Source organism: Acinetobacter sp. YH12063 (genome assembly GCF_013419715.1).
Taxonomy (GTDB): domain Bacteria; phylum Pseudomonadota; class Gammaproteobacteria; order Pseudomonadales; family Moraxellaceae; genus Acinetobacter; species Acinetobacter amyesii.
In genome coordinates this window covers 330,546-352,806 of the sequence record NZ_VOZO01000001.1, presented here as the reverse complement: position 1 = coordinate 352,806, position 22,261 = coordinate 330,546, and the positions used below count along the sequence as shown (strand labels likewise).

22 protein-coding genes are annotated in these 22,261 nt (G+C 39.6%); 5 read left to right on the top strand and 17 right to left on the bottom strand.

The window, feature by feature from the left end; translation table 11 throughout:
* From FTU12_RS01640 to FTU12_RS01630, 3 genes are all read left to right on the top strand, one after another.
* Positions 1–348, top strand: a complete 348-nt coding sequence (locus FTU12_RS01640; RefSeq protein ID WP_180113613.1) for a lysozyme inhibitor LprI family protein — start codon at positions 1–3, stop codon at positions 346–348.
* Positions 349–465: 117 nt separating this feature from the next.
* Positions 466–2,385, top strand: a complete 1,920-nt coding sequence (gene htpG, locus FTU12_RS01635) for a molecular chaperone HtpG (RefSeq protein WP_180065892.1) — start codon at positions 466–468, stop codon at positions 2,383–2,385.
* A gap of 153 nt (positions 2,386–2,538) precedes the next feature.
* Positions 2,539–2,814 carry a hypothetical protein gene (locus FTU12_RS01630; protein WP_180113612.1) on the top strand — a complete coding sequence of 92 codons (276 nt, stop codon included), beginning with the start codon at positions 2,539–2,541 and terminating at the stop codon, positions 2,812–2,814.
* Between the two features lie 68 nt (positions 2,815–2,882).
* Here FTU12_RS01630 and FTU12_RS01625 read toward each other — a convergent pair whose 3' ends face one another.
* The 5 genes from FTU12_RS01625 to FTU12_RS01605 all read right to left on the bottom strand — a co-directional run bounded on the left by FTU12_RS01625 (position 2,883) and on the right by FTU12_RS01605 (position 6,802).
* Positions 2,883–4,043 (bottom strand): hypothetical protein, encoded by a 1,161-nt coding sequence (locus tag FTU12_RS01625; RefSeq protein ID WP_180113611.1) that lies wholly within the window; start codon positions 4,041–4,043, stop codon positions 2,883–2,885.
* Between the two features lie 98 nt (positions 4,044–4,141).
* Positions 4,142–5,590, bottom strand: a complete 1,449-nt coding sequence (locus FTU12_RS01620; protein WP_180113610.1) for a hypothetical protein — start codon at positions 5,588–5,590, stop codon at positions 4,142–4,144.
* A gap of 11 nt (positions 5,591–5,601) precedes the next feature.
* On the bottom strand, positions 5,602–5,781 hold the full coding sequence (locus FTU12_RS01615) for a hypothetical protein (RefSeq protein WP_078189814.1): 180 nt from the start codon (positions 5,779–5,781) through the stop codon (positions 5,602–5,604).
* 351 nt (positions 5,782–6,132) lie between these two features.
* Positions 6,133–6,321 carry a hypothetical protein gene (locus FTU12_RS01610; protein ID WP_111885834.1) on the bottom strand — a complete coding sequence of 63 codons (189 nt, stop codon included), beginning with the start codon at positions 6,319–6,321 and terminating at the stop codon, positions 6,133–6,135.
* Between the two features lie 232 nt (positions 6,322–6,553).
* Positions 6,554–6,802 (bottom strand): glycine zipper domain-containing protein, encoded by a 249-nt coding sequence (locus FTU12_RS01605; protein WP_218946142.1) that lies wholly within the window; start codon positions 6,800–6,802, stop codon positions 6,554–6,556.
* A 237-nt stretch (positions 6,803–7,039) separates the two neighbouring features.
* Between FTU12_RS01605 and FTU12_RS01600 the strand changes: the two genes are divergently transcribed.
* Positions 7,040–7,240: a dodecin family protein gene (locus FTU12_RS01600; RefSeq protein WP_067761311.1), complete on the top strand. Its 201-nt coding sequence runs from the start codon at positions 7,040–7,042 to the stop codon at positions 7,238–7,240.
* 76 nt (positions 7,241–7,316) lie between these two features.
* On the opposite strand, the gene FTU12_RS01595 is transcribed toward FTU12_RS01600, so the two are convergent.
* From FTU12_RS01595 to ompR, 5 genes are all read right to left on the bottom strand, one after another.
* Complete coding sequence (locus tag FTU12_RS01595; RefSeq protein WP_111885832.1) at positions 7,317–8,003, bottom strand: DsbA family protein; 687 nt, start codon at positions 8,001–8,003, stop codon at positions 7,317–7,319.
* A gap of 148 nt (positions 8,004–8,151) precedes the next feature.
* Entirely contained in the window at positions 8,152–8,571 is a 420-nt protein-coding gene (locus FTU12_RS01590; protein WP_180007058.1) for a GNAT family acetyltransferase, read from the bottom strand.
* A 128-nt stretch (positions 8,572–8,699) separates the two neighbouring features.
* A complete protein-coding gene (locus FTU12_RS01585; protein WP_180007250.1) occupies positions 8,700–10,217 on the bottom strand; it encodes an acetyl-CoA hydrolase/transferase family protein in 1,518 nt (505 codons plus the stop codon).
* Positions 10,218–10,423: 206 nt separating this feature from the next.
* Positions 10,424–11,884, bottom strand: a complete 1,461-nt coding sequence (locus FTU12_RS01580) for an ATP-binding protein (protein WP_180113609.1) — start codon at positions 11,882–11,884, stop codon at positions 10,424–10,426.
* A 285-nt stretch (positions 11,885–12,169) separates the two neighbouring features.
* On the bottom strand, positions 12,170–12,934 hold the full coding sequence (gene ompR, locus FTU12_RS01575; RefSeq protein ID WP_078189809.1) for a two-component system response regulator OmpR: 765 nt from the start codon (positions 12,932–12,934) through the stop codon (positions 12,170–12,172).
* Between the two features lie 335 nt (positions 12,935–13,269).
* Between ompR and FTU12_RS01570 the strand changes: the two genes are divergently transcribed.
* Positions 13,270–15,630 carry a Tex family protein gene (locus FTU12_RS01570; RefSeq protein ID WP_180113608.1) on the top strand — a complete coding sequence of 787 codons (2,361 nt, stop codon included), beginning with the start codon at positions 13,270–13,272 and terminating at the stop codon, positions 15,628–15,630.
* Positions 15,631–15,669: 39 nt separating this feature from the next.
* Here FTU12_RS01570 and FTU12_RS01565 read toward each other — a convergent pair whose 3' ends face one another.
* The 7 genes from FTU12_RS01565 to FTU12_RS01535 form a co-directional block, all read right to left on the bottom strand.
* Positions 15,670–16,722: an RES family NAD+ phosphorylase gene (locus FTU12_RS01565; RefSeq protein WP_180113607.1), complete on the bottom strand. Its 1,053-nt coding sequence runs from the start codon at positions 16,720–16,722 to the stop codon at positions 15,670–15,672.
* Entirely contained in the window at positions 16,719–17,633 is a 915-nt protein-coding gene (locus tag FTU12_RS01560) for a sce7725 family protein (RefSeq protein WP_180113606.1), read from the bottom strand. Before FTU12_RS01560 ends, FTU12_RS01565 begins: the two co-directional genes overlap by 4 nt.
* Positions 17,599–18,471 (bottom strand): sce7726 family protein, encoded by an 873-nt coding sequence (locus FTU12_RS01555; RefSeq protein WP_180113605.1) that lies wholly within the window; start codon positions 18,469–18,471, stop codon positions 17,599–17,601. The genes FTU12_RS01560 and FTU12_RS01555 overlap by 35 nt, the downstream gene beginning before the upstream one ends.
* Positions 18,472–18,548: 77 nt before the next feature.
* The gene (locus tag FTU12_RS01550) at positions 18,549–18,863 is read right to left on the bottom strand and encodes a hypothetical protein (protein WP_078189807.1); all 315 of its coding nucleotides are present in this window, start codon (positions 18,861–18,863) and stop codon (positions 18,549–18,551) included.
* Between the two features lie 72 nt (positions 18,864–18,935).
* Positions 18,936–20,015: a patatin-like phospholipase family protein gene (locus FTU12_RS01545; protein WP_180113604.1), complete on the bottom strand. Its 1,080-nt coding sequence runs from the start codon at positions 20,013–20,015 to the stop codon at positions 18,936–18,938.
* 106 nt (positions 20,016–20,121) lie between these two features.
* Complete coding sequence (locus FTU12_RS01540) at positions 20,122–20,529, bottom strand: hypothetical protein (RefSeq protein ID WP_180010239.1); 408 nt, start codon at positions 20,527–20,529, stop codon at positions 20,122–20,124.
* Between the two features lie 111 nt (positions 20,530–20,640).
* Positions 20,641–22,260, bottom strand: coding sequence for an AarF/ABC1/UbiB kinase family protein (locus FTU12_RS01535; RefSeq protein WP_180007065.1), 1,620 nt, complete (start codon positions 22,258–22,260; stop codon positions 20,641–20,643).
* Position 22,261 lies beyond the last annotated feature (1 nt).

Below are 22,261 nucleotides of genomic sequence, written 5' to 3'. Positions count from 1 at the left end.
ATGAAAAAAATTATTCAGGGTATGCTGGTCTTGGGCAGTGCTTATTTTATTTCGACAAGTTATGCCGCAAGTTTTGATTGTAAAAAGGCGAAAACCATTACCGAACATGCGGTTTGTGATAACCCGAGTATTAATGATGCCGATGTCAAAATGGCCACGACCTATACGATTATTCGTCATTTGGTTCCCATGGGGACACGTGGTGCAATTCAAGATCAACAAATTAAATGGCTACAACTACGCGATCAGTGCCGTGACAATGTCAGTTGTTTAAGTGATGTATATAAAATGCGGCAGCAAAAACTAGATCTTTACATGGACCGCGTTTATAAACAAGGACCTTTTTAAACCTTAAAATTTAGTGCGATAGAATAAAAATTTTCCATTCACACTATTGAAAAATAGTGAAGTCCCTCCATTCATATAGGCAATTGATAATTTTACTTAGTATGAACGGAGAGACTGATGAGCGAACAACAATCTCAAAAACACAGCTTCCAAGCGGAAGTGGCTCAGTTACTGCATTTAGTAACACATTCTTTATATTCAAATCCTGAAATTTTCCTTCGTGAGTTGGTATCAAACGCATCTGATGCCTGCGATAAATTACGTTTTGAAGGCATTAACCATCCTGAATATTATGAAAATGATCCAGATTTACATGTGCGTATTCATTTAAATAAAGAGCAGAAGACAATTACCATTTCGGATAATGGTATTGGTATGACACAACAAGAAGCGATTGATCATTTGGGTACGATTGCTAAGTCTGGCACTAAAGATTTTATGTCGAAGCTTACGGGTGATCAAAAGTCAGATGCACAATTGATTGGTCAATTTGGTGTGGGCTTCTATTCAGGTTTTATTGTTGCTGAAAAAATTACAGTGGAATCACGTCGTGCTGGGGTAAATGCCGCTGAAGGGGTACGTTGGGTTAGTAATGGTACAGGTGAGTTTGATGTAGAGCCAATTGATAAGGCTTCACGTGGAACCGACATCATTTTGCATTTACGCGAGGATGCTTTAGATTATTTAGATCGTTACAAAGTTAAGCAGATTATTAATAAATACTCTGATCATATTAGTTTGCCAATTGAGATGCAGAAAGAAGTTTGGCAACAAGAGGAAGCTGCCGAAGGCGAAGAAGCAAAACCTGGTCAATATGTACTGACGGATGAATGGGAAGCGATTAACTCAGCAAGTGCATTATGGACGCGTAATAAAAATGAGATCAGTGAAGAACAATATACTGAGTTTTATAAAAACCTGAGCCATGATTTTGAAGCTCCGCTTGCGTGGACACACAACCGTGTAGAGGGAAGTACGGAATATACACAGTTACTTTATATTCCATCTCGCGCACCAAGCAATATTTTCACACGTGAAGCTAAAGCAGGAATTAAGCTCTATGTGAAACGTGTATTTATCATGGATGATGCGGATAATTTGATTCCTAATTATTTACGTTTTGTTCAAGGTGTGGTGGATAGCGCAGACTTACCACTTAATGTAAGCCGTGAATTATTACAAGAAAGTCGCGACGTTAAAACGATTCGTGAAGGTAACGCCCGCCGTATTTTAACGGTGCTAGATGGTTTGGCGAAATCTGAAGATGTTGCTGATCAAGAGAAGTTTGCAAAATTCTACGCTGAGTTTGGTTCAGTCTTAAAAGAAGGCTTAGGCGAAGACATGGCGAATCGTGAGCGTATTCTAAAATTATTACGCTTTGCTTCGTCAAATAATGATGAAGTGAAAACATCATTTGCAGACTATAAAGCCAATATGAAAGAAGGCCAAAAGGCAATTTACTATGTGACTGCTGATAGTTTAAATGCTGCGAAAAACTCACCACAACTTGAATTGTTCAAGAAAAAAGGTATCGAAGTGCTGCTCATGACTGAACGAGTGGATGAGTGGGCGATGGAATTTGTTTTTGAGTTTGATGGAACACCATTACAGAATGTATCGAAAGGTGCAGTTGATTTGGGTGATCTACAAGATGCTGAAGAGAAGAAAGCACTTGAGGAAGCTGCTGAGCAGTTTAAACCTGTTGTTGAAAAACTGTCGGATGCGTTAAAAGATAAGACCTCTGAAGTGCGTGTAACAACACGTTTAGTGGACTCTCCTGCGTGTTTGGTGGTGGCTGAGGGTGAGTTATCACCGCAACTGGTCCGTATGCTAAAACAAGCAGGACAAGCGGTTCCCGAGTCAAAACCAGTCTTGGAAATCAATCCATCCCATCCGTTGGTACAAAAATTAGAAAGTTCGGTGCAGTTTGATGACTTAGCAAATGTTATTTTTGATCAGGCGTTGATTGCTGAAGGCGGTTTACCCGAAGATCCTGCCCAATACATCAAACGGATTAACAGCTTATTGCTGAAGTAACGGTAGATATGAAATGAACCTCCTTCGGGAGGTTTTTTATTTGGTTTTTCGATAGAGCACATGAATAAAAACGTCCATGTTTTAATCTTTAAAATAGATTAAAAATAAATAATTAATCTATAATAACGATCATTAAGTGTTGGGAATCTTAAGATGAAAATTTTAGTGATCGCTGTAATGGGCTCGCTGCTCTCTATGGGCCTCATGCAATCTGCTCAGGCAGACAGCTCTAAGCAAAAAATGGTGCGTAATGACCGTGTGCAGGTTTCAAAACAAATCGCACAATATGATATCAATCCTTTTGTAGATAGTCGCCGTGTGATGCGAAATGATCGTGTTCAGTATAGTTTTCCTAAAGTGAAAAAAGTCGCTGAAAAACAGCCGAGTTTTGTACGTAATGATCGTGTGCGTGTGATTAAGAAAAATTGAAGCTGAGTTATTTAAAAAAAGCCCATCCTGTTGAGATGGGCTTTTTATTCGCTGTGAAATAGAGGGTATTAGAACAAGGCTTCAAGGCGCACTAAAGCGCCCACAAAGTGGCTTTTATCGTCACGATGGTTGTTGAGGTAGTTGAGATCACCTTGGATATAAAACCATTCACGTAGAAAGGGCTGTCGCCATGATACATAGGGTCCCCAACTGTTTAAACGCAGTTGATCGTTATTGTAAAAACCACCTGTATATAGGCCGTAGTTGAATCGGTTACCTTTAAAAAATTGGTGTTGGCGGTAACTGAAGTTATCCCATTTCAGATCATCATCCTGTGCATCTGCATAGGTCAGGTTGAATTGGTTTGAGATAAAGGGTTGGCCTGGACGGGCATGGGTTAATTCTAAATTGGTTCTTAGATAATTTTCACTATCGATACCATAACGATAAATTTGTTCGGCTAAAAAACTGTAATCATTGTCGAGTTGCCATTTTTTAGCTGCTTTTAAGCGGACATATAGGTCATCACCAGAACGTAAACCGAGATCAACGTCAGTTTCGAAGGGCAGTCGATCTGAAATTTCTGACCAACGTAAAGCCAGTGAACTGTTATCTTCACGGGTTTGCTTATTGTCATAATTTTTATCACTACGCCCCGCAGGGTTTTCATTGGTAATTGCAGCATTATTTTCTAATTCATTATCAAGTGAGTCATCACCAAAGACCACACTCAATTTTTTTTCTAAAGTGGGAAGCTTAATTTTACCGCGAATACGTGGCTTAATTTCGTATTCATCGTGCTTATTCCAACTGTTGTCTAAAATCACCCTAAGGGTAGCATTGGCTGGTTTATCAGGCTCACTTTGCCCAAACCAGTTATCCATGCGAACGGCAGTTCGATCTGCCCAATTTCGGACTTTCTTCTGTTGTCGATCGGTCCAGCTATTATTTTCCGTTTGTTCTGTTGTCGGAACAATGGGGTGATCTGATTGTTCAGGTAAGAAGGTCGGTGTTGTATCAATCCAACGTGGAATTTGATCTAAAAAATCATAGGTCTTTGGCATGATATACGGTGAACTTTGCTCGGTTGCAGGCACATCCTGAGAATGTTGCCCCTCAGTTTCATTGACGACAGCATCAGTTTCATTGGCCCAAGCAACTTGATACATCAAGCTTATTGATGCGGAAAAAAGCAAAGTCCGAATAAAGTACTGTTGTTTTTTATGCATATGTTTTGGCTCTATTTAATTATCATCTGAGTATCCTGCATCTGTAGTTTTGTTATTTTTGTCGGATAAATGCAAGCCAAACTACAAAATAAATGCAATTAATCTTCGGTCGTTTGCTTAAGTGCTTGATAAAGCGAAATCACATCAATGGGTTGAGGCAATTTTTGGATCACATTTTGGATGCTTTGCCAATTTAAACCTTGCTGTCGATGGAGGATCAAATAAGGAAGGGCTTGTTCGGTACGCAAGAGTGCCATGCGTTTTTGACCGTGGATTAAACGTATTTTTTGACGTTCTTGTAATAATAACAACGGGGTATGTAGTGTCGGTTCAGGTTCATCAAAATGAATGAATTTTTGCGTATGAATTAACTGTGCCGGAATAAATGGATAATAGTCGTTTTGCGACCAAATCATTTCAGCATGCTGAGACTGTTGATAGAGCTGATCAGGTGCAGCACAGAGTTGCTCTAGATTGTCCCATGATAAGACTTTAATCGCAGCAAGTTCATGTTGATGTTGTTGGCAAAACAGCTGAGAGAGTCGAATGGCTTCCATTTGCGTTTGCGCACCAAACAACAAGAGATATTTGATGAAGCGACCTTCGATATTGATTTGCTCTGCTAAATACAGTGGCTGGTTTTTCCAATCTGTACCATCTGTCGTATGCATTAGAACATCAAGTTGCGTTGTGAGTTCAGGCTGATCTATAAACTGCAATTCATACAAGGCCAATTGTGCATCGATGTTTTGCAGCTTTTGAACGCGAGCGGTGTATTGAGCGATTTGAACCTGTTCAGGAAGTTCAACGCCTGCCATTGTCGAGTTGAGATATTCCTCCGATGGCACATGTGTTGGCTGCTCAATTAGAACAAGAGGAATGGTATCAGGTGCAGAAAGCTCCGGTTTATTTGTATTTGAGTTATCAAGCAACGTATCCGCTTCATTGATTTGCTTATCGCAATGATCTAGATCGACAGATCCGTCTTTATTTATCGCTTCAATTGGCAGTAGGTCGTCCACACTTGCTGCAACACAGCTTGGCGCTGTGATGATTTCATCCTTTAGGCGTAAGGCATGTAGACGTAGATCGGTATCACTGATTAAACATTTATATAGCTGTTGTTGTTCAATTAACCAATCATAGCATTCGCTAAAATTGCCCCATTCACTGAGTAGAGCTGTGCGCTGTTTGGCTGGAATCATCCACACTTGCCAACCTAATTTATGGTCATGCAGCAAGGCCCAACCCATCTCTGGATATTGATATAAAGCATTTTCAAGTGCAGCATCATGGTTAAAATAGCCACGAAATAACAATGAATATGGCGTTTGTTTGGAAAATTCAGTGGCAGCCATTTGTGGCTTAGTTAATGCACGATAACTTAATATTTGCTTTTGAAAAATTGGTTCGTCGCATAAGGCAAAAATTTCATGAATTCGACGTTTAGAAAGCGCAGTTTCATAAAAATTCAAAGCACGATGTTCAAGTTGATGGGTCAGTACATGGATTTCTTTTATTAATTGTACTTTGTCTTGTAAATTCATTTGTCCACTTCCTAAAGGACTTTTTGTGCTTTTTCTAAATATTTAGCCAATACAATATTGGTTGCAAGTTCTACTAATTTATATTCAGCCGAATTCGGGTTTCGATATGTATTGGCCAATTCAATCAGGCGTTCAATATCTATAACCTGCGGTGAAATTTTTCCTTGTATCAGTGCCTGAAGTTCTTGCATAGGACAATGTAAATTTAAAAATAAAGAAGTCGATTAGTTCATTTGATTATAGAGATTTCATTAAAAAAAACATGGAAATAAATGTCAGCTTCTACAAATTAAGCGTTAAATATGACAATTAATGCGCATTTTGTTTAAAAATAATACCAAATCATTAGCTTAAAGATATGTTTTGCAAAAGATATAGCGGTATGGTTTGATCAATTTTTTTGAAGTCATCATCAGCGATCGAGCGCTTTTAGATGTTCATTTTTAATGTTAAGTAAAGAATAAAGCCCAAAGTAAAGGCACATAAAATAAAAAACCGATGGTGGGAGCCATCGGTTTTTTTATGGAAAAATCAGCTAAAAATTAAGCTTTTTTTTCTGTGTTTGTGATAACTTCAGTTGTATCAGCAGCTGGAGCTTGGCTCTCTGCATTGGCAGTTTCAGCAGTTACAGCTTTTTTTACTGGAAAATCAGGTACGTAAACGATTTGTGCAGAAACAGTTGCAGAAAGCGCCATCACAGCAACAGCCATAGCATATTTGATTGCGTTCATGTGTATTCCTATCAATCATTAGTAACTCAAAAATTGAGTCAGGGAGAAAATTAATCACTTGAATTTATGTGAAAATAATATCAAAAAATAATCAATTAAAAATGATCGATTCGGCAACACAAGATAAATGGTAGGATTTAATATTCATATAAAACAGTCTATTAGAGTTATTGCTCTAGAGTTTTTAGTGGCTGAGTGACAGCGGCGTATCACTCAGATATAGATGAAAAATCTATGAATGTTTGGCACATTTCTTTTCATAGACTTTGCCTGCGATACCACCAATAATGGCACCACTAATCGTACCAAAAACAGGTAATATACTGCCTGCAACAGCTCCGATCGCAGCACCTTTGACGGTCGGAGAAAAACGTGAGAGAAAGCTATTCTTCCCTGTTTGGGACTCGTTGGTGGTTGTTTGAGGGGTTGTATTGGTAGATAGTTCGGTTTCAGCAGAAGTTGCTTGAGGTTCAATAGTCATGACATTACTCCCGAGCATGATCGTTTGAAGAATGAAGCTTTTAGCCTAATCGGTAGTGGCCTTGGCTTAAACAGAAAGCATGTAATAAATGATGGTCAGTTTGTAATCCCTCGAAGTGGAATTCACTCCTGTGTAAGACATGTAATATTTTGCTGTTTTGATGTTTAAAAAATAACCAAAATAAGTGACTTAATCATATGATGAAGATTCAAAATCATAACAATGAGGATAAATACAATGTCTGTTGCTAAAGTCGTTGAAGTAAATGCAAGTAGCACAAAAAGTTTTGAAGATGCCATCCAAACGGGAATTAATAAAGTCACTGAAACCGTAAAGAACGTTCAGGGTGCATGGATTAATGAACAAAAAGTTGTGGTGAAAGACAATAAAATTGCGGAATATCGAGTGAACTTAAAAATCAGCTTCTTGGTGGAATAAGTTTCATTTTATTGATGTTAAAAACTGATCATAAAAAATCCCCGAAGTTCGGGGATTTTTGATTGAACGCGCTGAATTATTTTTCAGGTGTTTCACAGCTTTCATCATTACAGACAGGTGTAGGAGCAAGCTCAGGGAGTTCCGCAGCTTTGTCCATCACTTTTTTAAATACATCTTTCGGTTGAGCGCCTGCTAAAGCAATGCGTTGCTCAAATACAAAGAACGGTACACCCGTAACTTTAAGTTGATCGCGTGCTACTTCTTCGTCGTATTTGACGAAATCAGCAAATTCATCTGAGTCTAATAAGTCATCGACTTCAACAGGGTTTAGACCAATACGAGATGCAACATCTTCTAAGGTTTCACGTTCACCAATGGCCAAGCCTTGCGTCATATAGCTATAGAAGAAAGCTTCTTTGGCTTCACTGCCGAGACCTTTGCTTTGTGCAAGATGAATCAAGCGGTGCGCGTTGAAAGTATTGCCTGAATTGGCTTTTTGCCAGTTAAATTCAATACCTTCAGCTTTTGCCATTTCGGCAATATTGCGCTGCATTTCCTCTACTTCTTCAATACTGCGGCCATATTTTTGAGCTAGACGTTCAGTATTAGAAATTTCTAGGCGAGCGGGCGCATCTGCATCAAGTTGATAGCTATGCCAAAACACTTCAAGTTCTACACCCGATTCTTCGGCAGCAGCTTCAAGGCGTTTTTTCGCAATATAACAAAATGGGCAAACCACGTCTGACCAGATATCTACACGCATGGGAAATCTCTTTTCTATGTTCTGGGAAAATGATGGGGGCAAATCCTAAAATTTAAAGCCAAGCAATGCAATCCATTTTTGTTTCGATGGTGCAATGTCGAATTTTTTTTATGTTGCTTCAAGGATTGACCGAAGATTTGTCGGACTATTAATCCGTGATTAAACGTTTACCCAAACAAATCACTTCAACCTCTTCATAGCCCAATTGTTCATAAAAATTTTGTACGTCAATGTTGTCTTGGCGAATCAGTAATTGAAGTTTTGGGCAACCTAAAGCAATTAAGCGTTTTTCTAATTGTTGAATGAGGGCGGTGGCAACGCCATTACGCTGAAAATGTGGATGTACAGCAAGATAATTGACCCAGCCTCGATGTCCATCATAGCCCCCCATCACAGTTGCGATCAATTGATCATCTTTGATAGCCAATAAAAATAATTGATCACGTTGCGCTAGTTTTCGAAAAATATCAATTTCAGGGTTATTCCATGGACGGGTCAGATCACAGAGTTCCCAAAGTGCAATTACATCATCTAAATCAGATTCGAGATAGGGGCGGATAATAAACATAATTTTTGTTTTAGCATGTATTTTGACCAATTTAGATTAGTCGAGTTTTGCAGACTTGATAAGTCATATTGAAAAATAAAAGCCATAAAAAAAACGCTCCGAAGAGCGTTTTCTTATTTCACTGTCAATTAAGCAGTTTTAACTTCTGGTTGAGCAGCTAACATGTGGCCGTTCTCTTCGAAGTTGATGTGCCAAGACAATGCTTCACGTAGAAGGTGAGGTGTTTGACCACCTTTCGCACATGCACGGTCGAAGTAATCATTTAGCGCATCACGGTACATAGGGTGAGCACAGTTGTCGATTACTGCACGAGCACGTTCACGTGGAGCAAGACCACGTAAGTCAGCAAGACCTTGTTCAGTAACTAAGATGTCAACGTCGTGTTCAGCATGGTCAATGTGAGAAGCAAATGGAACAACAGAAGAAATGTCGCCGCCTTTTGCAATTGATTTAGTCACGAAGATCGCCAAGTGTGCATTACGTGCGAAGTCACCTGAACCACCGATACCGTTCATCATTTTTGTACCGCAAACGTGAGTTGAGTTCACGTTACCGTAGATATCAAACTCAAGCGCAGTGTTGATACCGATGATACCTAAACGACGTACAAGTTCTGGATGGTTCGAAATTTCTTGTGGACGTAATACAAGTTTGTCTTTGTATTGTTCAAGGTTATTAAATACTTTTTCGCCATATTTAGCAGAAAGCGTAATAGAAGAACCTGAAGCAAATTTCATTTTGCCTGCGTCGATCAATTCAAATGTACAGTCTTGAAGTACTTCAGAGTACATGATCAAGTCTTCAAAGTTTGAATCTTTAAGACCAGTCAATACTGCGTTTGCAATTGAACCGATACCTGCTTGTAATGGACCAAGGTTTTTCGGTAAACGACCTTCTTCTACTTCTTTTTCAAAGAAAGCGATCAGGTGGTTTGCAATACCTTGAGTTTCATCATCAGGTGCAGTCACTGTAGATGGAGAGTCATGCAATTCGTTGTTAAATACGATACCTACGATTTTTGAAGGATCGATGTTGATTGCATGTGTACCAATACGTTCGTCAACTTGAGTCAATGGAATCGCTTGACGTGTTGGACGATACGTTGGGATATAAATATCGTGTAAGCCTTCGAATGCTGGGCTTAAGTTGGTGTTGATTTCAACAATCACTTTTTCAGCAAAAATTGCGAAGCTTGCAGAGTTACCTACAGAAGTTGTAGGGATGATGCCACCATCTTCAGTGATCGCAACAGCTTCAATAATTGCCACATCAGGCTTTTTAAGCTGAAGGTTACGCATTTGTTCAACTGTTTCAGACAAATGCTGATCGATGAACATCACTTCGCCTTTGTTGATGGCTTTACGTAATGTATTGTCTACTTGGAACGGTAAACGACGAGCAAGAACACCTGCTTCAGTCAATTTTTTGTCCAAATCGTTACCCAAGCTCGCGCCAGTAATTAGGGTAATTTTAAGAGGATTAGCATGAGCCTGTTGAACCAACGCTAAAGGTACAGCTTTCGCTTCACCTGCGCGTGTGAAACCACTCATACCTACCGTCATACCATCCTGAATGAATTCAGCAGCTTTTTCTGCGCTGATAACTTTGTCGTGAAGGGCAGCTAAACGGATGCGATCTAAAGACATCATATACTCTCGTGAAATTCTCAAAACTGATACGGATTGTACCGATCAAAAAAGCCATTTTGCATACCTGTTAGGCTAAGGTCTAATTTTTTGAAAAAATGTGGGTATAAGATTTTATTATGTTTTTTAAACTACTGAATAATAAAGTTAAAAATATCAATGGTTAAAGCTTAAACAAAACTGTTCGTTGCTTTTTTGAACGCTTGTTAAAAGCGTTCAGTTAAACTTTGCTTAATTTTTTCCAATGGGCTGTTGTTTAATATTTCATCATTTTCGAGTTTTTGCAGTGGTAAAGAAATGATCGCTTCGAGTCCACCTTCTGCTCGATTGTGAATTGAAAGTTGACCTTCGTGAATATCCACAATACGTTTTACAATGGCTAAACCGAGTCCACTGCCTTGAATGGTACGTGCATCATTACCACGTACAAAAGGTTGCATCAGGTCTTCAATTTGGTCTTCAGGAATCCCTTCGCCATTATCGGCAACGCGAATTTGAATATGGTCACCTTCATATTCGGTAGACAGTTCAATCGGCTCGGCACCATAGCGTTTTGAGTTATTGATTAAGTTCCCTATTAATCGTTTTAAGGACAGGCTACGTGCTTGAATAATCGGTAAGTCTTGAGGTTCAAAGCGAATATCTAAAGGTTTAAATTGAATCACTAATTCCTGCAATAGCGCATTTAAATCAGTATCTTGTGGTACTTCATCTGAACCGTCACGCATATACGAAATGAACTGATTCAGAATCGCATCCATATCTTCAACATCATAGATCAGACCTTCTTTTAGAAAGTCATCATCAGGCATCATTTCTGCGCTGAGTCGAATACGGGTCAGCGGAGTACGCAAATCGTGGGAAATACCGGCCAACATAATACGACGGTCACGTTCAGTTTGTTCCAGCGTGTAGACCATGTGGTTAAAGGCTTGGTTTACTTCACGAATTTCTTGTGGCCCATGGTTGGTTTCTAAATAGGGGGCAGTGCCGTGCTTACTGTAGTTGTTTGCCGCATCTTGTAAACGTTTTAGCGGACGGTTGAGCTGACGAACCAAGGTTAAAATAATGATGCCGGCAATTAGCGGAATACCCAATAACCAACCGAGGATTAGCTCTGCGCTATAGTTGGCATAGGTTTTTAACGGTTCACGAACCCAGTTGCCATTCATTTCTGGGGTTTGAATCCAGATGCGTGGGTCAGGTTTAAATTGGAAATACACGGTCGTATTATCAATGCGCATTTCTTTGGCCAGTTTCTTTTCAATTTGATTGGTAAAGAACTCTGCAATGACTTTGTCTTTGACATTGGGGAATTCTTTCGGATCGGTCACATATTCGATTCCGACGCGATTGCGCATCCAGTCGTCGACATCCACTTCAGCGTTGTTATGAAAAATCCGTAAATCTGGATTGTTAATGATTTCAAGCTCGACTGCGAGATAACGAGCATGTTGTTGAATTTCGGGTAAATAGAGTGTGCGCCAAAAGAACCATAAAGACATAAACAGGCTAAAAAACACCACAAATAAGACCAAGACGGTAGTACGCATGGCTGCAGAGCGGGGTTTGATTTTATCGAGGAAGCGTTCCCAAGGTGTCCGTTTTTTTTCGGAGTAGGTAACGTAGTCGGTAAATTCCTGTGGGTCGATGGGTTCGAGTTTCACGCTATATCCTTAGAGTAAATTTTAGAGTGTGAGATCAATTAACCCTGTTGGATACGCGTTCAGGTCATACGCAACTGTTCGAGGCAGGAAGCATGGAATAGATTATGTTTCTGCGATAATTCTGATATGAAGCAGAAATGAGACGAGTTTTGCGTATGACAATGGTTTTGCTTACTTTTGCCGAAACAAAAGTAAGGCGAACCGCAGGTTATTGGATAAATTTAATGTTCAATGAAAAGACTCCGCCTAATGAACGGCGGAATTTTTTATTACTATTTATTTGGATTATTCAGCACCATCTGGAACAAAGACATAACCCACGCCCCAAACGGTTTGGATATAGCGTGCACGTGCTGGGTTTTCTTCAACCAAACGACGCAGGCGAGAAACCTGAACGTCAATTGAACGTTCCATCGCGCCCCATTCACGACCACGAGCAAGATTCATTAACTTGTCGCGTGTCAGTGGTTCACGAGGGTGTTGAACTAATGCTTTGAGTACGGCAAATTCACCCGTCGTCAATGTGACGACTTGACCTTCACGGGTTAAGGTGCGTGTAGACAGGTCGAGTGACCAAGGACCAAAAGACACCACTTCCATTTGTTGGCTTGGTGCGCCCGGCACTTCACGCACTTGGCGACGTAGGACCGCACGAATACGAGCTAATAGCTCATTCGGGTTAAATGGTTTTGGTAAATAGTCATCTGCACCGGCTTCAAGTCCAGCAATACGGTCTGAATCGCTACCACGAGCGGTCAGCATAATGATCGGGGTATCGATGCTAGATTGGCGCAGACGGCGACAGATACTCAAGCCATCTTCAACAGGCAACATAAAGTCGAGCACAATCAGGGAAAAGAGTTCCCGCTGCAACAGACGATCCATCTGAGTCGCATCATGTGCGGTTTTGACCACAAAACCTTTATCTTCTAGGAAGCGTTGTAAGAGGGTGCGTAGACGCACATCATCATCGACAACCAGAATGCGTTCGACTCGGTCGGTTTCGGCTTGTACGGCATCTGTTTTTTCAGCAGGTACAACTAAACTCATGACGTGCTCCTTATTCTTTATTGTCATCGTAAACAAAAAGTCGATTTCACTTGAGTATACGATTCATTTATATAAATTTACTATGCTCTAAAGCAACAAATATTGCAGTTAAAATCAAGACATAGATACCAAATGTATACATGTTGTTCGAATCAGTTTGCTTATCTAAGTCTCGCTAATTTGCTGTTTCATAGTCAGTTTCGTAAAAAAATGTGTATTTGAGATGAACTGGCATTAAAAACCACGAATAAATTTATAAAAACAATTGTGGATTTTATGGTCTTGGTCTTTATAATCATGGCTTTTAGAACTTATCCTTGCAGGGATCTAATACGATGACTGACTTAGTTCAGCAGTTGGCAAAAGAAATTGCCGTACGTCCAAATCAAATTGAAGCTGCCATCAAGCTCATTGATGAAGGTGCCAGTGTTCCATTTATCGCACGTTACCGTAAAGAAGTGACGCAAGGTCTGGACGATACTCAATTACGTCAGCTCGATACACGTCTGACTTACCTGCGTGATTTATTTGAGCGCCGTGAAAAGGTAATCGAATCTCTAAAAGAACAAAACAAGTTATCTGATGACTTACTTGCTCGCGTGAATGCAGCAGAAACGAAAAATGCTTTAGAAGAGATTTACGCACCGTACCGTCCAAAACGTACCAGTAAATCATTTAAAGCCAAAGAAGCGGGTTTAGGCCCAATCGCTGAAAAAATCTTTAATGAAGCGATCGATCCTACGGAAGCTTTGGCAGGCTTTAGCCATGAAGATTATGCAGATGTTGAAAGTCAACTTGATGCGATTCAACACATTTTAATTGATGAATGGGCACAAAATATTGCATTAACCACTGAGCTAAAAGCGACATTTGCGAAAACTGCAGTGTTGAAAAGTTTAGTTGCAAGCGATGAGAAAAAAGAAGTCGGTAAAAAATTCCGTGATTACTTTGATTTCTCTGAAAGCTTAAATAAAGTCCCTTCACACCGTTTATTGGCGATGCTCCGTGGCCGTCAAGAAAATGTCTTGGGCTTAAAAGTCGATGGTGAAGATGATGCACCATTGGCTCGTATTGATACTGAATACAATTTAGAAACAGCACAACCACAAGCGCGTGCAGATTTCTTAAAACAAACTGTAAAATTGTTCTGGCTCGGTAAAGTTCGTCCTGCGATTGAACATTCATTATTGACTGAAAAACGTTTGGCTGCTGAAGCTGAAGCGATGGATGTCTTTGCTGAAAACCTACGTCATTTATTACTTTCTGCTCCTGCAGGCGCACGTTGCACATTGGGTGTAGACCCTGGTATCCGTACGGGTGTGAAATTGGCTGTTGTGAATGCATCAGGTGATGTTCTTGCATATAGCACGATTTACCCATTTGCTCCGAAAGAAGACAAAGCTGGTTCAGTTGCTGAACTTGCGCGCCTTTGCCGCGAATTCAATGTTGAATTAATTGCGATTGGTAATGGTACTGCAAGCCGTGAAACTGAAGCGGTTGTGGCTGAAATGATGGCAGCAAATACAGACTTAAACTTGATTCGTGTGTCTGTCTCTGAAGCAGGCGCGTCGGTTTACTCAGCATCTGAATTGGCGTCAAATGAATTGCCAGATTTAGATGTATCGATCCGCGGTGCTGTATCGATTGCACGTCGTTTACAAGATCCATTGGCTGAACTTGTGAAGATTGATCCTAAATCGATTGGTGTGGGTCAATACCAACATGATGTGAACCAAACCGGTTTGGCAAAAACGCTAGAAGCGGTTGTGGAAGACTGTGTGAACTCAGTAGGTGTTGATGTCAACACAGCATCATCTGCTATTTTGGGTTATATCGCGGGTCTAAATAAATCGATTGCACAGCAAATCGTTGAATTCCGCAAAGAAAATGGTCGTTTTGATAACCGTCAAAGTTTGAAGAAAGTACCTCGTTTAGGCGAACGTACCTTTGAACAAGCAGCAGGTTTCTTACGTATTCAAGATGGTTCTGAACCATTGGATGCATCTGCAGTTCACCCAGAGTCATATGACTTGGTGGCAAAAATTGTGGAAGCAAAAGCGACGACTGTAAAAGATATTATTGGTAATACTGAAATTATCCGTCAGATCGATGCAGCAGCATTTGTAAATGACCAATTTGGTTTACCGACAATTCAAGACGTTTTATCTGAACTTGAAAAACCAGGCCGTGACCCACGTCCAGAGTTCCGCACGGCTAAATTCCGTGAAGACATCACAGAAGTGGCGCAGTTGACTGAAGGTTTACAGCTTGAAGGTGTGGTTACGAATGTAACCAACTTCGGTGCATTCGTGGATGTGGGTGTACACCAAGACGGTTTAGTGCATATTTCTGAACTTGCAAATGAATTTGTTGCAGATCCGCACAAAGTCGTGAAACCAGGTCAAATTGTTCAAGTTCGTGTCTTGAATGTCGATGTTGAACGTAACCGTGTCAACTTGTCTATGCGTGCAGAAGGTGCTGCTGCAGCGAAACCACAACGTCAACCACGTCGTGACAATGCACAGCAAGAGCAACGCGGTGAGCGTAAGCCACATGCGAAACGTCCACAGCATGCCCGTCCGCAAGGCGACCGCCCACAAGGTCATAAAAAACCTCAAGCAGCGAAACCACAAGAAAATAAAATTGGTGGTTTAGGTGCGTTGTTATTACAAGCAGGGATTAAAGGTTCGAAGTAATCTTTAATTGTTAAAAAACCTCCCGAGCGGGAGGTTTTTTTATGTAGGTTCATGATCAAAAGAAATTCCTTTGATTTTAACGAACTCAATGGACGAAGATGGACAACTTATACAATATTGATCATCAAATAAAACTAAGTTATATCCATAGCCATAAGAGCTATTAAAAATAATGCCATCTAAATTGCCATGTGTTTTAAAAAATTCAGTAATAAATTGAGTGGGAATATATTCTCTCTGAGAATTGTTAGGTAGTACAGGCAATGATAATTCTTCAGCAAAAGTCTCTAAAAGACTTACTAATTTTAAAATTTCTATGAAATTAGTTGATGTTAGAGAAAGGAAAGAAATGGTTTCTCTTGGTGAGCGAAGATCAATTACATTTAATTGTTGAGTTACATTGAATTTAGCTATGGAAATTGTATCACCATTATTTGGTCTAATTTCTTTGATACAAATTTCCTTAGTTTTTGCTAAATACAAGTAAGAAATACCATAAGGATTAGCTCTTCCTATTGTCGCTAAATTAGCAGGTGGTTTTCCCATAAGACTTCGATCTAAAACTTTTTCACTAATTCTTCCTCTATAAAAATACTCTGAAGGGTGAATTGGTAGCTTTAGCTGTTCAATTAATTGCTGGAAATTATTATATAGATTACCTAAGGGTAAAAAAGCTTGTTGATATATCGTGGTTTGCGGAAAGAAACGATTTTTATGTATTATTTCTTCTTTGAAATCAGACCATTGTAGGTAAACCTCACTTATATTTTCAGTTTTATACTTTTTTAGTAAAGTATCAGGTAAATTTTGAGTAAGTTCTTTTTTTAATCTAAATTTATCAGTTACATCTGAAAAAAGCCTAAAATCCTTATCCAAAATTTCTATCAATTCTGTTCCCGAATCCTCTTCGACAAACATATAAGATAAATTTTCTATTGTAGATTTTGTAATGGAAACTAAATCAGAGATAAGGGTAATTGATACATCATTTTTATGACAAAAATGACATCGACCAAATTGTTTGAATTCAACAATAGCTCTTTTTAAAGCTTTATCAGAGAAGCATTCTACACAGCATAAAGATGAACTCATCCATTTACCTCTACAGAGGTAGATAAGAAAGTATTGATAGTTTCAATATGGTGTTTGATTGAAAGTTTTTTAACTTGACCTAAACCCGGAAAGTGCTCAATTTTTTGTAAATATTGAAATTCAGTTAGGGCATAAGTGTTTGAAAAAGGGATTTTACCGTCTTCAATATCTTTTATAAGTCGATTCAGTGCTTCAAGAAATTTAGCCCCAGGGTTAGTTGGTGTGCCATCATTTTCGGAAGAATAGTGACGAATAAACAATTCATCGAATCTATTTTTATCAATATATGAAAAATGAATGGTTACAACATACGCTGGTCCGCCACCCTCACTAAAATCGTCACCAGTAATGGTATAGTCTGCAAATCCAACATTATTCTCTTCTTTATAGTAACTATGTAATGACGAAAATGGAGATTCTGTTGGATAGTCTGCATTTCTTACTTGCTTTCTAAAAAAATCTTCATAAGAGACACGATTTTTTATTCTTTTTTTTATATTAGGATTAGTATCATTCTGAATAAAGTTTATGTTTGAAGATTCCGAAAAATCTAAAATTTCTTGGTCGATGCCTTTTTGGATAAATAACCCAAAACTGCCAACATCTAAAAAGTCGTTATAGTGTTCAGTCTTTTGATTAATTGAATATAAAATTTGATAGCTGATGTTATCAATTTGGTTAAGCTCTTTATATAAAGCTTTAGGCGAGTCTGAAAAATCACCAACTGTTGGATTTATAATAATATATGGTTCAATAGAACATTCATTCAAGCTCTCAATTGTCTTAACTAGTGCTTTAATGTCTTTTTTTACAGGTTCAATTACAGGTATAAAGTTTTGTAGTTCTAATTTAGCAAGTTCTCTCAAAGCTAGAAGTTCATTCAACTTCCCCCTCAAAATTGGATAATACATTAAGTGGATTCTCCGAAAATTTTTTAATTAAAGCGTCTATTTTATTGTGATTAAATTTAAAGCTAATTAACGCATTAGTCAAAAAAAATGGTAAAGATTTTATTGCTCTAGAATTGTTTTTGCGTGTTTTTTTCAAAGTCTCAATTAATACTCTTTTTATAATTTTAGGGTCGTGATTTTTTATAATTTTCTCACAAAGTTCAAACAAACGTGTATTTGGAACATCTATTTTTAATTTATACAATTCTTCAGCGATGGCTTGATATTCTTCTTTTCTGAGGGATTTCATCATTAGTTCGATATCAAGTTGATTTGTTTCAATTGGCTCTCTAACAATTTTTAAAGTATTTCTATTTGTAAGTTCAATTATTCCAACTTCAATAGGTGCTAGATGAATTACATCTCCAAGCATCTTTTGGGAACAAACGACATTCACTTTATCAAAAACTTTAAGGTATGAAGCTAATTGATCTTGAAGACGCATCAAACTGTCATATTCAGTTTTAATTTCGTAGCATGTAGAACAACCATTTAAAAGAACAAGATCAGCCTTATTTGTTCCGACCCTAAACTCAGATAAAAGAATTGAAGAATCAAGTGAGTGCCGACCCAAAAAAATTTTTTGAGCTATTAAATTTTTATAAATATATTCATTACGATAATTTTTGCTTAAGTCAATATAAGCTTTATGATAAAGATCATGATAGTTCAAGGCATTGTATTTTTGCGCTATTTTATCTATTTTTGACCTTTTTAAAAATGATAAATCATCACTTGCAACTGCATTTAGGCAATTGCTTGTAAATAATTTAGCTATCTCTCTTTCAGTAATCATCATAGTTACTTAAATTTGGTCTTAACTTATTGTATAAAAAAACCTCCCATTTGGGAGGTTTTTTTATTGCTTAAAATTGCTTAGCGAATCATCGGTACGATCCAACTGGTAATGATCAGCAAAATACCGAAATGTCCCAATTTACGGGTGACATATACCAATTTTGACGGCTTTTGTTCCAATTGTTTCGCATAGTCTTCGATGCTAATGCCTTGTTTTGCATTACTGGTAAATAAAAACACCGCCAAATCGATACAAATTAAAATGGTACCGACATCTGCCACTACTTCCATTAAATCGTATTGGCCGCTGATCAAGGCGGTTGACACTTGATAAACAAGGAAAAGTGCAAAAGCGATGCAGGCATACTGCAAAACAGTTAAAAATATCCGCATAAATCTATACTAAATAAGCTCAAAATTCTGAAACAGGATTATAGCGTCCCTCGCAAGAGATTACTGTAACGCTTAGAGTGCTTGCATGACTGCTGGAAAGTGTTGCTTCTCAACCATTTCCAAAAACTCATCGCCCATACGCTGACTTTCAGCCACACATTGGTTCCACATTTTAATCCGTTGTTGGTTGTCTAAGCCTTTGAGGGTAAAGTCTTTACGGTCAGGCAGTCGGCCAAGCGGCAAGCTTGCAAGGTATTCTTGTGAAGGTGACAGCAACAGGGTACGCGCCTGATTTTCAGGATTGGCTTGGCGTTTAAATAATTTATCAAACCAACCTGGGGTGATGCTATCCGTGAAATGCGGATACAGCACGATGCCCTGACTTTGGAAGGGTAGGTCAATGTGATAGTCGATTAGGCCGCCATCGCGGTAACTGCCTTGTGGCGCATCAGGGATATCACGTATCGCGGCCATGACACCGGGAATAGATGCAGAAGCCATAAGCCACGGCATGACACTGTCTTGAGTCAATGCATGGTAATGCGTGGTAAAGCCATCATCCGCCACGGTAAATTGATGACCTGACACAGGCTGACTAATTACACGCTGCATGAAATAACGACTGTGTTTACGTGCGAGCGCTGTCGTTCCCACGATTCCTGCGACAGAGGCTAATAGCGGCAGAGCTTTATCACTTTGGAAAATATGCTGAGCTTTGACTGAAAGCACAGTGAGGTGATAATCCGGGTGATTAACCAGTGCCGCTTCTTGACCTTGAATCAAATCGATCAGCATGCCACGACACACATCGCTGACTTCTTGACGGCTCATCTTTTTATGAAAGCTCAGATTGGTATACAGCTCAGAGAGGCGTTTCGTCCCTTCAATGGCTCCCCAAGCAGCAATACTGGCAAAGCGCCAACTGCCAATCGATGAACCAATTAAAGTACGCTTTTGTTGCGCACGTGGCAAAAAGTCAGCAAAAATCGCCTGATCTAAACCTTGAATACCAATGCCTTTCGGGCCACCAGCAGCACCGGGCAGGATATCCACTTGAGCAGCGTTTAAACCTTCTTGTTCAATCAGTTGGCGTGCTAAATGGCCAGCACGGATATTGAGCGCAGGCGGTTTTTTTTGCAAAATTTGAGTCATGGCAGTCGCTTAAAATACAGTCGTAGAATTATTCTAGTGCGTTTTTGCACAGACCCAATGGCTGAAACTTCCGACAAATGACTTCTCAGTCATATCAGGGCGTCTCTCAGGAATGCTGTAATAGTTGTTCGTTATGCCGATGCAATTGAAACAAACTGAGGCAGACGATTGCCCATGTCGCCATTGGAAAGACCGCCCAAGCAAATAGGTTAATGATAAAAATCACGGCCCCAGCTAATAACCAATAATTTAACCCCGCCATCAGCTTTTGCTGTGGCAAACAAAGTAGGAATAAACAGGGAAGTGCATTAAAGAGAATGATCCACCAAAATGTAGCGCTATGCTGCATCCGATACAGGGTGGTGTTGGCTGGCGGTTGCCAGTTTAGAAAAGGCATGTGCATATTTAATTGAACCAACACATCGAGCAGGGTCGAAAAACTATACAGCAAGGCCGTTGCACATGCTCGGAGAGGGTTTCGACCATACAGTACCCCTAAATAACTGTATGACATGGCGTTCAGCCTTATTTAAATTTTTGAATTTTTTGTTTTTATGGCTTTAAGCCTTTTATTGTCAAAAGGCTTAAAGGAGCTATGGATACATCAAGATCATTTAAACACAGATTATTTAAACACACGCCAAATGGCAAGTAAGCTTGAAAGTGCAATTAATACGATGGAAACATACCATGGCGCAATTATCGCGATGGAGAGGAAGATGGCCATAATACTGCCAAAAACCCAACTACGTTTTTGCTGATGTTCCATTTGCAGGCGCATGCTTTGCAGTTCATTCAGTTGTTTGGCATGCCAAGCCGACTGATTTTTTAAACCATTCAGGCTGTCGATCATCAGCGTTGGTAAATCTTGCGCACCTAAAAGTAAGTCTGGAATTTTTTGCCCGAGTTCTTTTAAGTTTTTCTGCGGATTCATTTGCGCTTTAATCCAATCGGTGAGGATTGGTTTTGCCAAACTCCAAATATCCAATTCAGGATAGAGATCAGTTCCTAAACCTTCAACATGGACCAAGGTCTTGAGCAGCAACATCAGTTGTGGCGGAATCTCTAAATGGAAACGACGCGCAATATCCATCACTTGAATCAGGATGCCGGCGAAGTCCAATTCATGCATTGGTTTAGAGACCATTGGGCCAACGGTACGACGCATTTCACGTGCTAAGGCATCTTGATCTGTACCCGGTGGAATCCAACCCGCTTGATGCACGATTTGAATCAGTTGCATAAAGTCGCTGTTCATAACCGCAAGCAGCATGCGTGCTACGGTCATTTGGTCGTGCTTTGAAAGCTCACCCATAATCGCGCAGTCCAAGGCAATAAAGCGTGGATTGCTTGGATTAATGGTTTCGACGAAGACATTCCCCGGATGCATGTCTGCATGGAAGAAGTTGTCGCGGAACACTTGGGTAAAGAAAATGGTGAGCCCTTTTTCGGCTAAATCTTTACGATCCATGCCCAAGCGATCAAAGGTCGCAATATCTGAAATTGGTACACCCGTAATACGCTCTTCGACCATGACATCACGGCTGTCCATATAGACTTCAGGCACGTACATCATGCTTGAACCGGTGAAGTAATGACGCATACGACGCGTGTTATCCGCTTCTAAAGTCAAATCCAATTCATTGAGAATAATTTGACGGTAGTCTTGAATAATTTCAGACAGATGCAGGGCACGAGCGGCTTCTAGGCGTTTTTCAAGGAACTGACCAAGCCACTCTAATATTTCAAAATCATGCAGAATTTGATTGCGAATATTCGGGCGAGCCACTTTCACTACGACTTCGCGACCATCATGCAGTGCAGCAGTATGCACTTGTGCGATAGATGCTGCGGCTAAAGGTTGCTCGTCAAAGCGTGCAAATAAGGTATTAACATCGGCTTTGAGTGATTCCTGAATGCGCATTTTGGCAACGTCATTTGAAAAAGGTTTTACACGGTCTTGTAAAAGCACCAATTGCTGTAAAACTTCAGGTGGAATCAAGTCACGACGGGTAGACAGTAATTGACCGAGTTTAATGGCCAAAGGTCCCATATCTTCTAAAGCTTGTTTTAGCTTCAGTGGATTTTTACGTTCTTTGCTTAAACGTGCTGCAGGATGTATACGAATGAGGGAAATAATATGACGGGCTTTTTCCGGTAATTCTTCCGCAGGAAACAACGTGTCGAGTCTATAGTGCGCAGCAATGCGCCAAAGGTCGAGTAAACGTGAAACGTGCGGAATCATA

Bases quoted from the DNA above. Each gene is read 5' to 3' on its own strand.
- FTU12_RS01640 (WP_180113613.1), top strand. From the start codon at position 1: ATGAAAAAAATTATTCAGGGTATGCTGGTCTTGGGCAGTGCTTATTTT.
- htpG (WP_180065892.1), top strand. From the start codon at position 466: ATGAGCGAACAACAATCTCAAAAACACAGCTTCCAAGCGGAAGTGGCT.
- FTU12_RS01630 (WP_180113612.1), top strand. From the start codon at position 2,539: ATGAAAATTTTAGTGATCGCTGTAATGGGCTCGCTGCTCTCTATGGGC.
- FTU12_RS01625 (WP_180113611.1), bottom strand. From the start codon at position 4,043: ATGCATAAAAAACAACAGTACTTTATTCGGACTTTGCTTTTTTCCGCA.
- FTU12_RS01620 (WP_180113610.1), bottom strand. From the start codon at position 5,590: ATGAATTTACAAGACAAAGTACAATTAATAAAAGAAATCCATGTACTG.
- FTU12_RS01615 (WP_078189814.1), bottom strand. From the start codon at position 5,781: ATGCAAGAACTTCAGGCACTGATACAAGGAAAAATTTCACCGCAGGTT.
- FTU12_RS01610 (WP_111885834.1), bottom strand. From the start codon at position 6,321: ATGAACGCAATCAAATATGCTATGGCTGTTGCTGTGATGGCGCTTTCT.
- FTU12_RS01605 (WP_218946142.1), bottom strand. From the start codon at position 6,802: ATGACTATTGAACCTCAAGCAACTTCTGCTGAAACCGAACTATCTACC.
- FTU12_RS01600 (WP_067761311.1), top strand. From the start codon at position 7,040: ATGTCTGTTGCTAAAGTCGTTGAAGTAAATGCAAGTAGCACAAAAAGT.
- FTU12_RS01595 (WP_111885832.1), bottom strand. From the start codon at position 8,003: ATGCGTGTAGATATCTGGTCAGACGTGGTTTGCCCATTTTGTTATATT.
- FTU12_RS01590 (WP_180007058.1), bottom strand. From the start codon at position 8,571: ATGTTTATTATCCGCCCCTATCTCGAATCTGATTTAGATGATGTAATT.
- FTU12_RS01585 (WP_180007250.1), bottom strand. From the start codon at position 10,217: ATGTCTTTAGATCGCATCCGTTTAGCTGCCCTTCACGACAAAGTTATC.
- ompR (WP_078189809.1), bottom strand. From the start codon at position 12,934: ATGAGTTTAGTTGTACCTGCTGAAAAAACAGATGCCGTACAAGCCGAA.
- FTU12_RS01570 (WP_180113608.1), top strand. From the start codon at position 13,270: ATGACTGACTTAGTTCAGCAGTTGGCAAAAGAAATTGCCGTACGTCCA.
- FTU12_RS01565 (WP_180113607.1), bottom strand. From the start codon at position 16,722: ATGAGTTCATCTTTATGCTGTGTAGAATGCTTCTCTGATAAAGCTTTA.
- FTU12_RS01560 (WP_180113606.1), bottom strand. From the start codon at position 17,633: ATGTATTATCCAATTTTGAGGGGGAAGTTGAATGAACTTCTAGCTTTG.
- FTU12_RS01555 (WP_180113605.1), bottom strand. From the start codon at position 18,471: ATGATGATTACTGAAAGAGAGATAGCTAAATTATTTACAAGCAATTGC.
- FTU12_RS01550 (WP_078189807.1), bottom strand. From the start codon at position 18,863: ATGCGGATATTTTTAACTGTTTTGCAGTATGCCTGCATCGCTTTTGCA.
- FTU12_RS01545 (WP_180113604.1), bottom strand. From the start codon at position 20,015: ATGACTCAAATTTTGCAAAAAAAACCGCCTGCGCTCAATATCCGTGCT.
- FTU12_RS01540 (WP_180010239.1), bottom strand. From the start codon at position 20,529: ATGTCATACAGTTATTTAGGGGTACTGTATGGTCGAAACCCTCTCCGA.
- FTU12_RS01535 (WP_180007065.1), bottom strand. From the start codon at position 22,260: ATGATTCCGCACGTTTCACGTTTACTCGACCTTTGGCGCATTGCTGCG.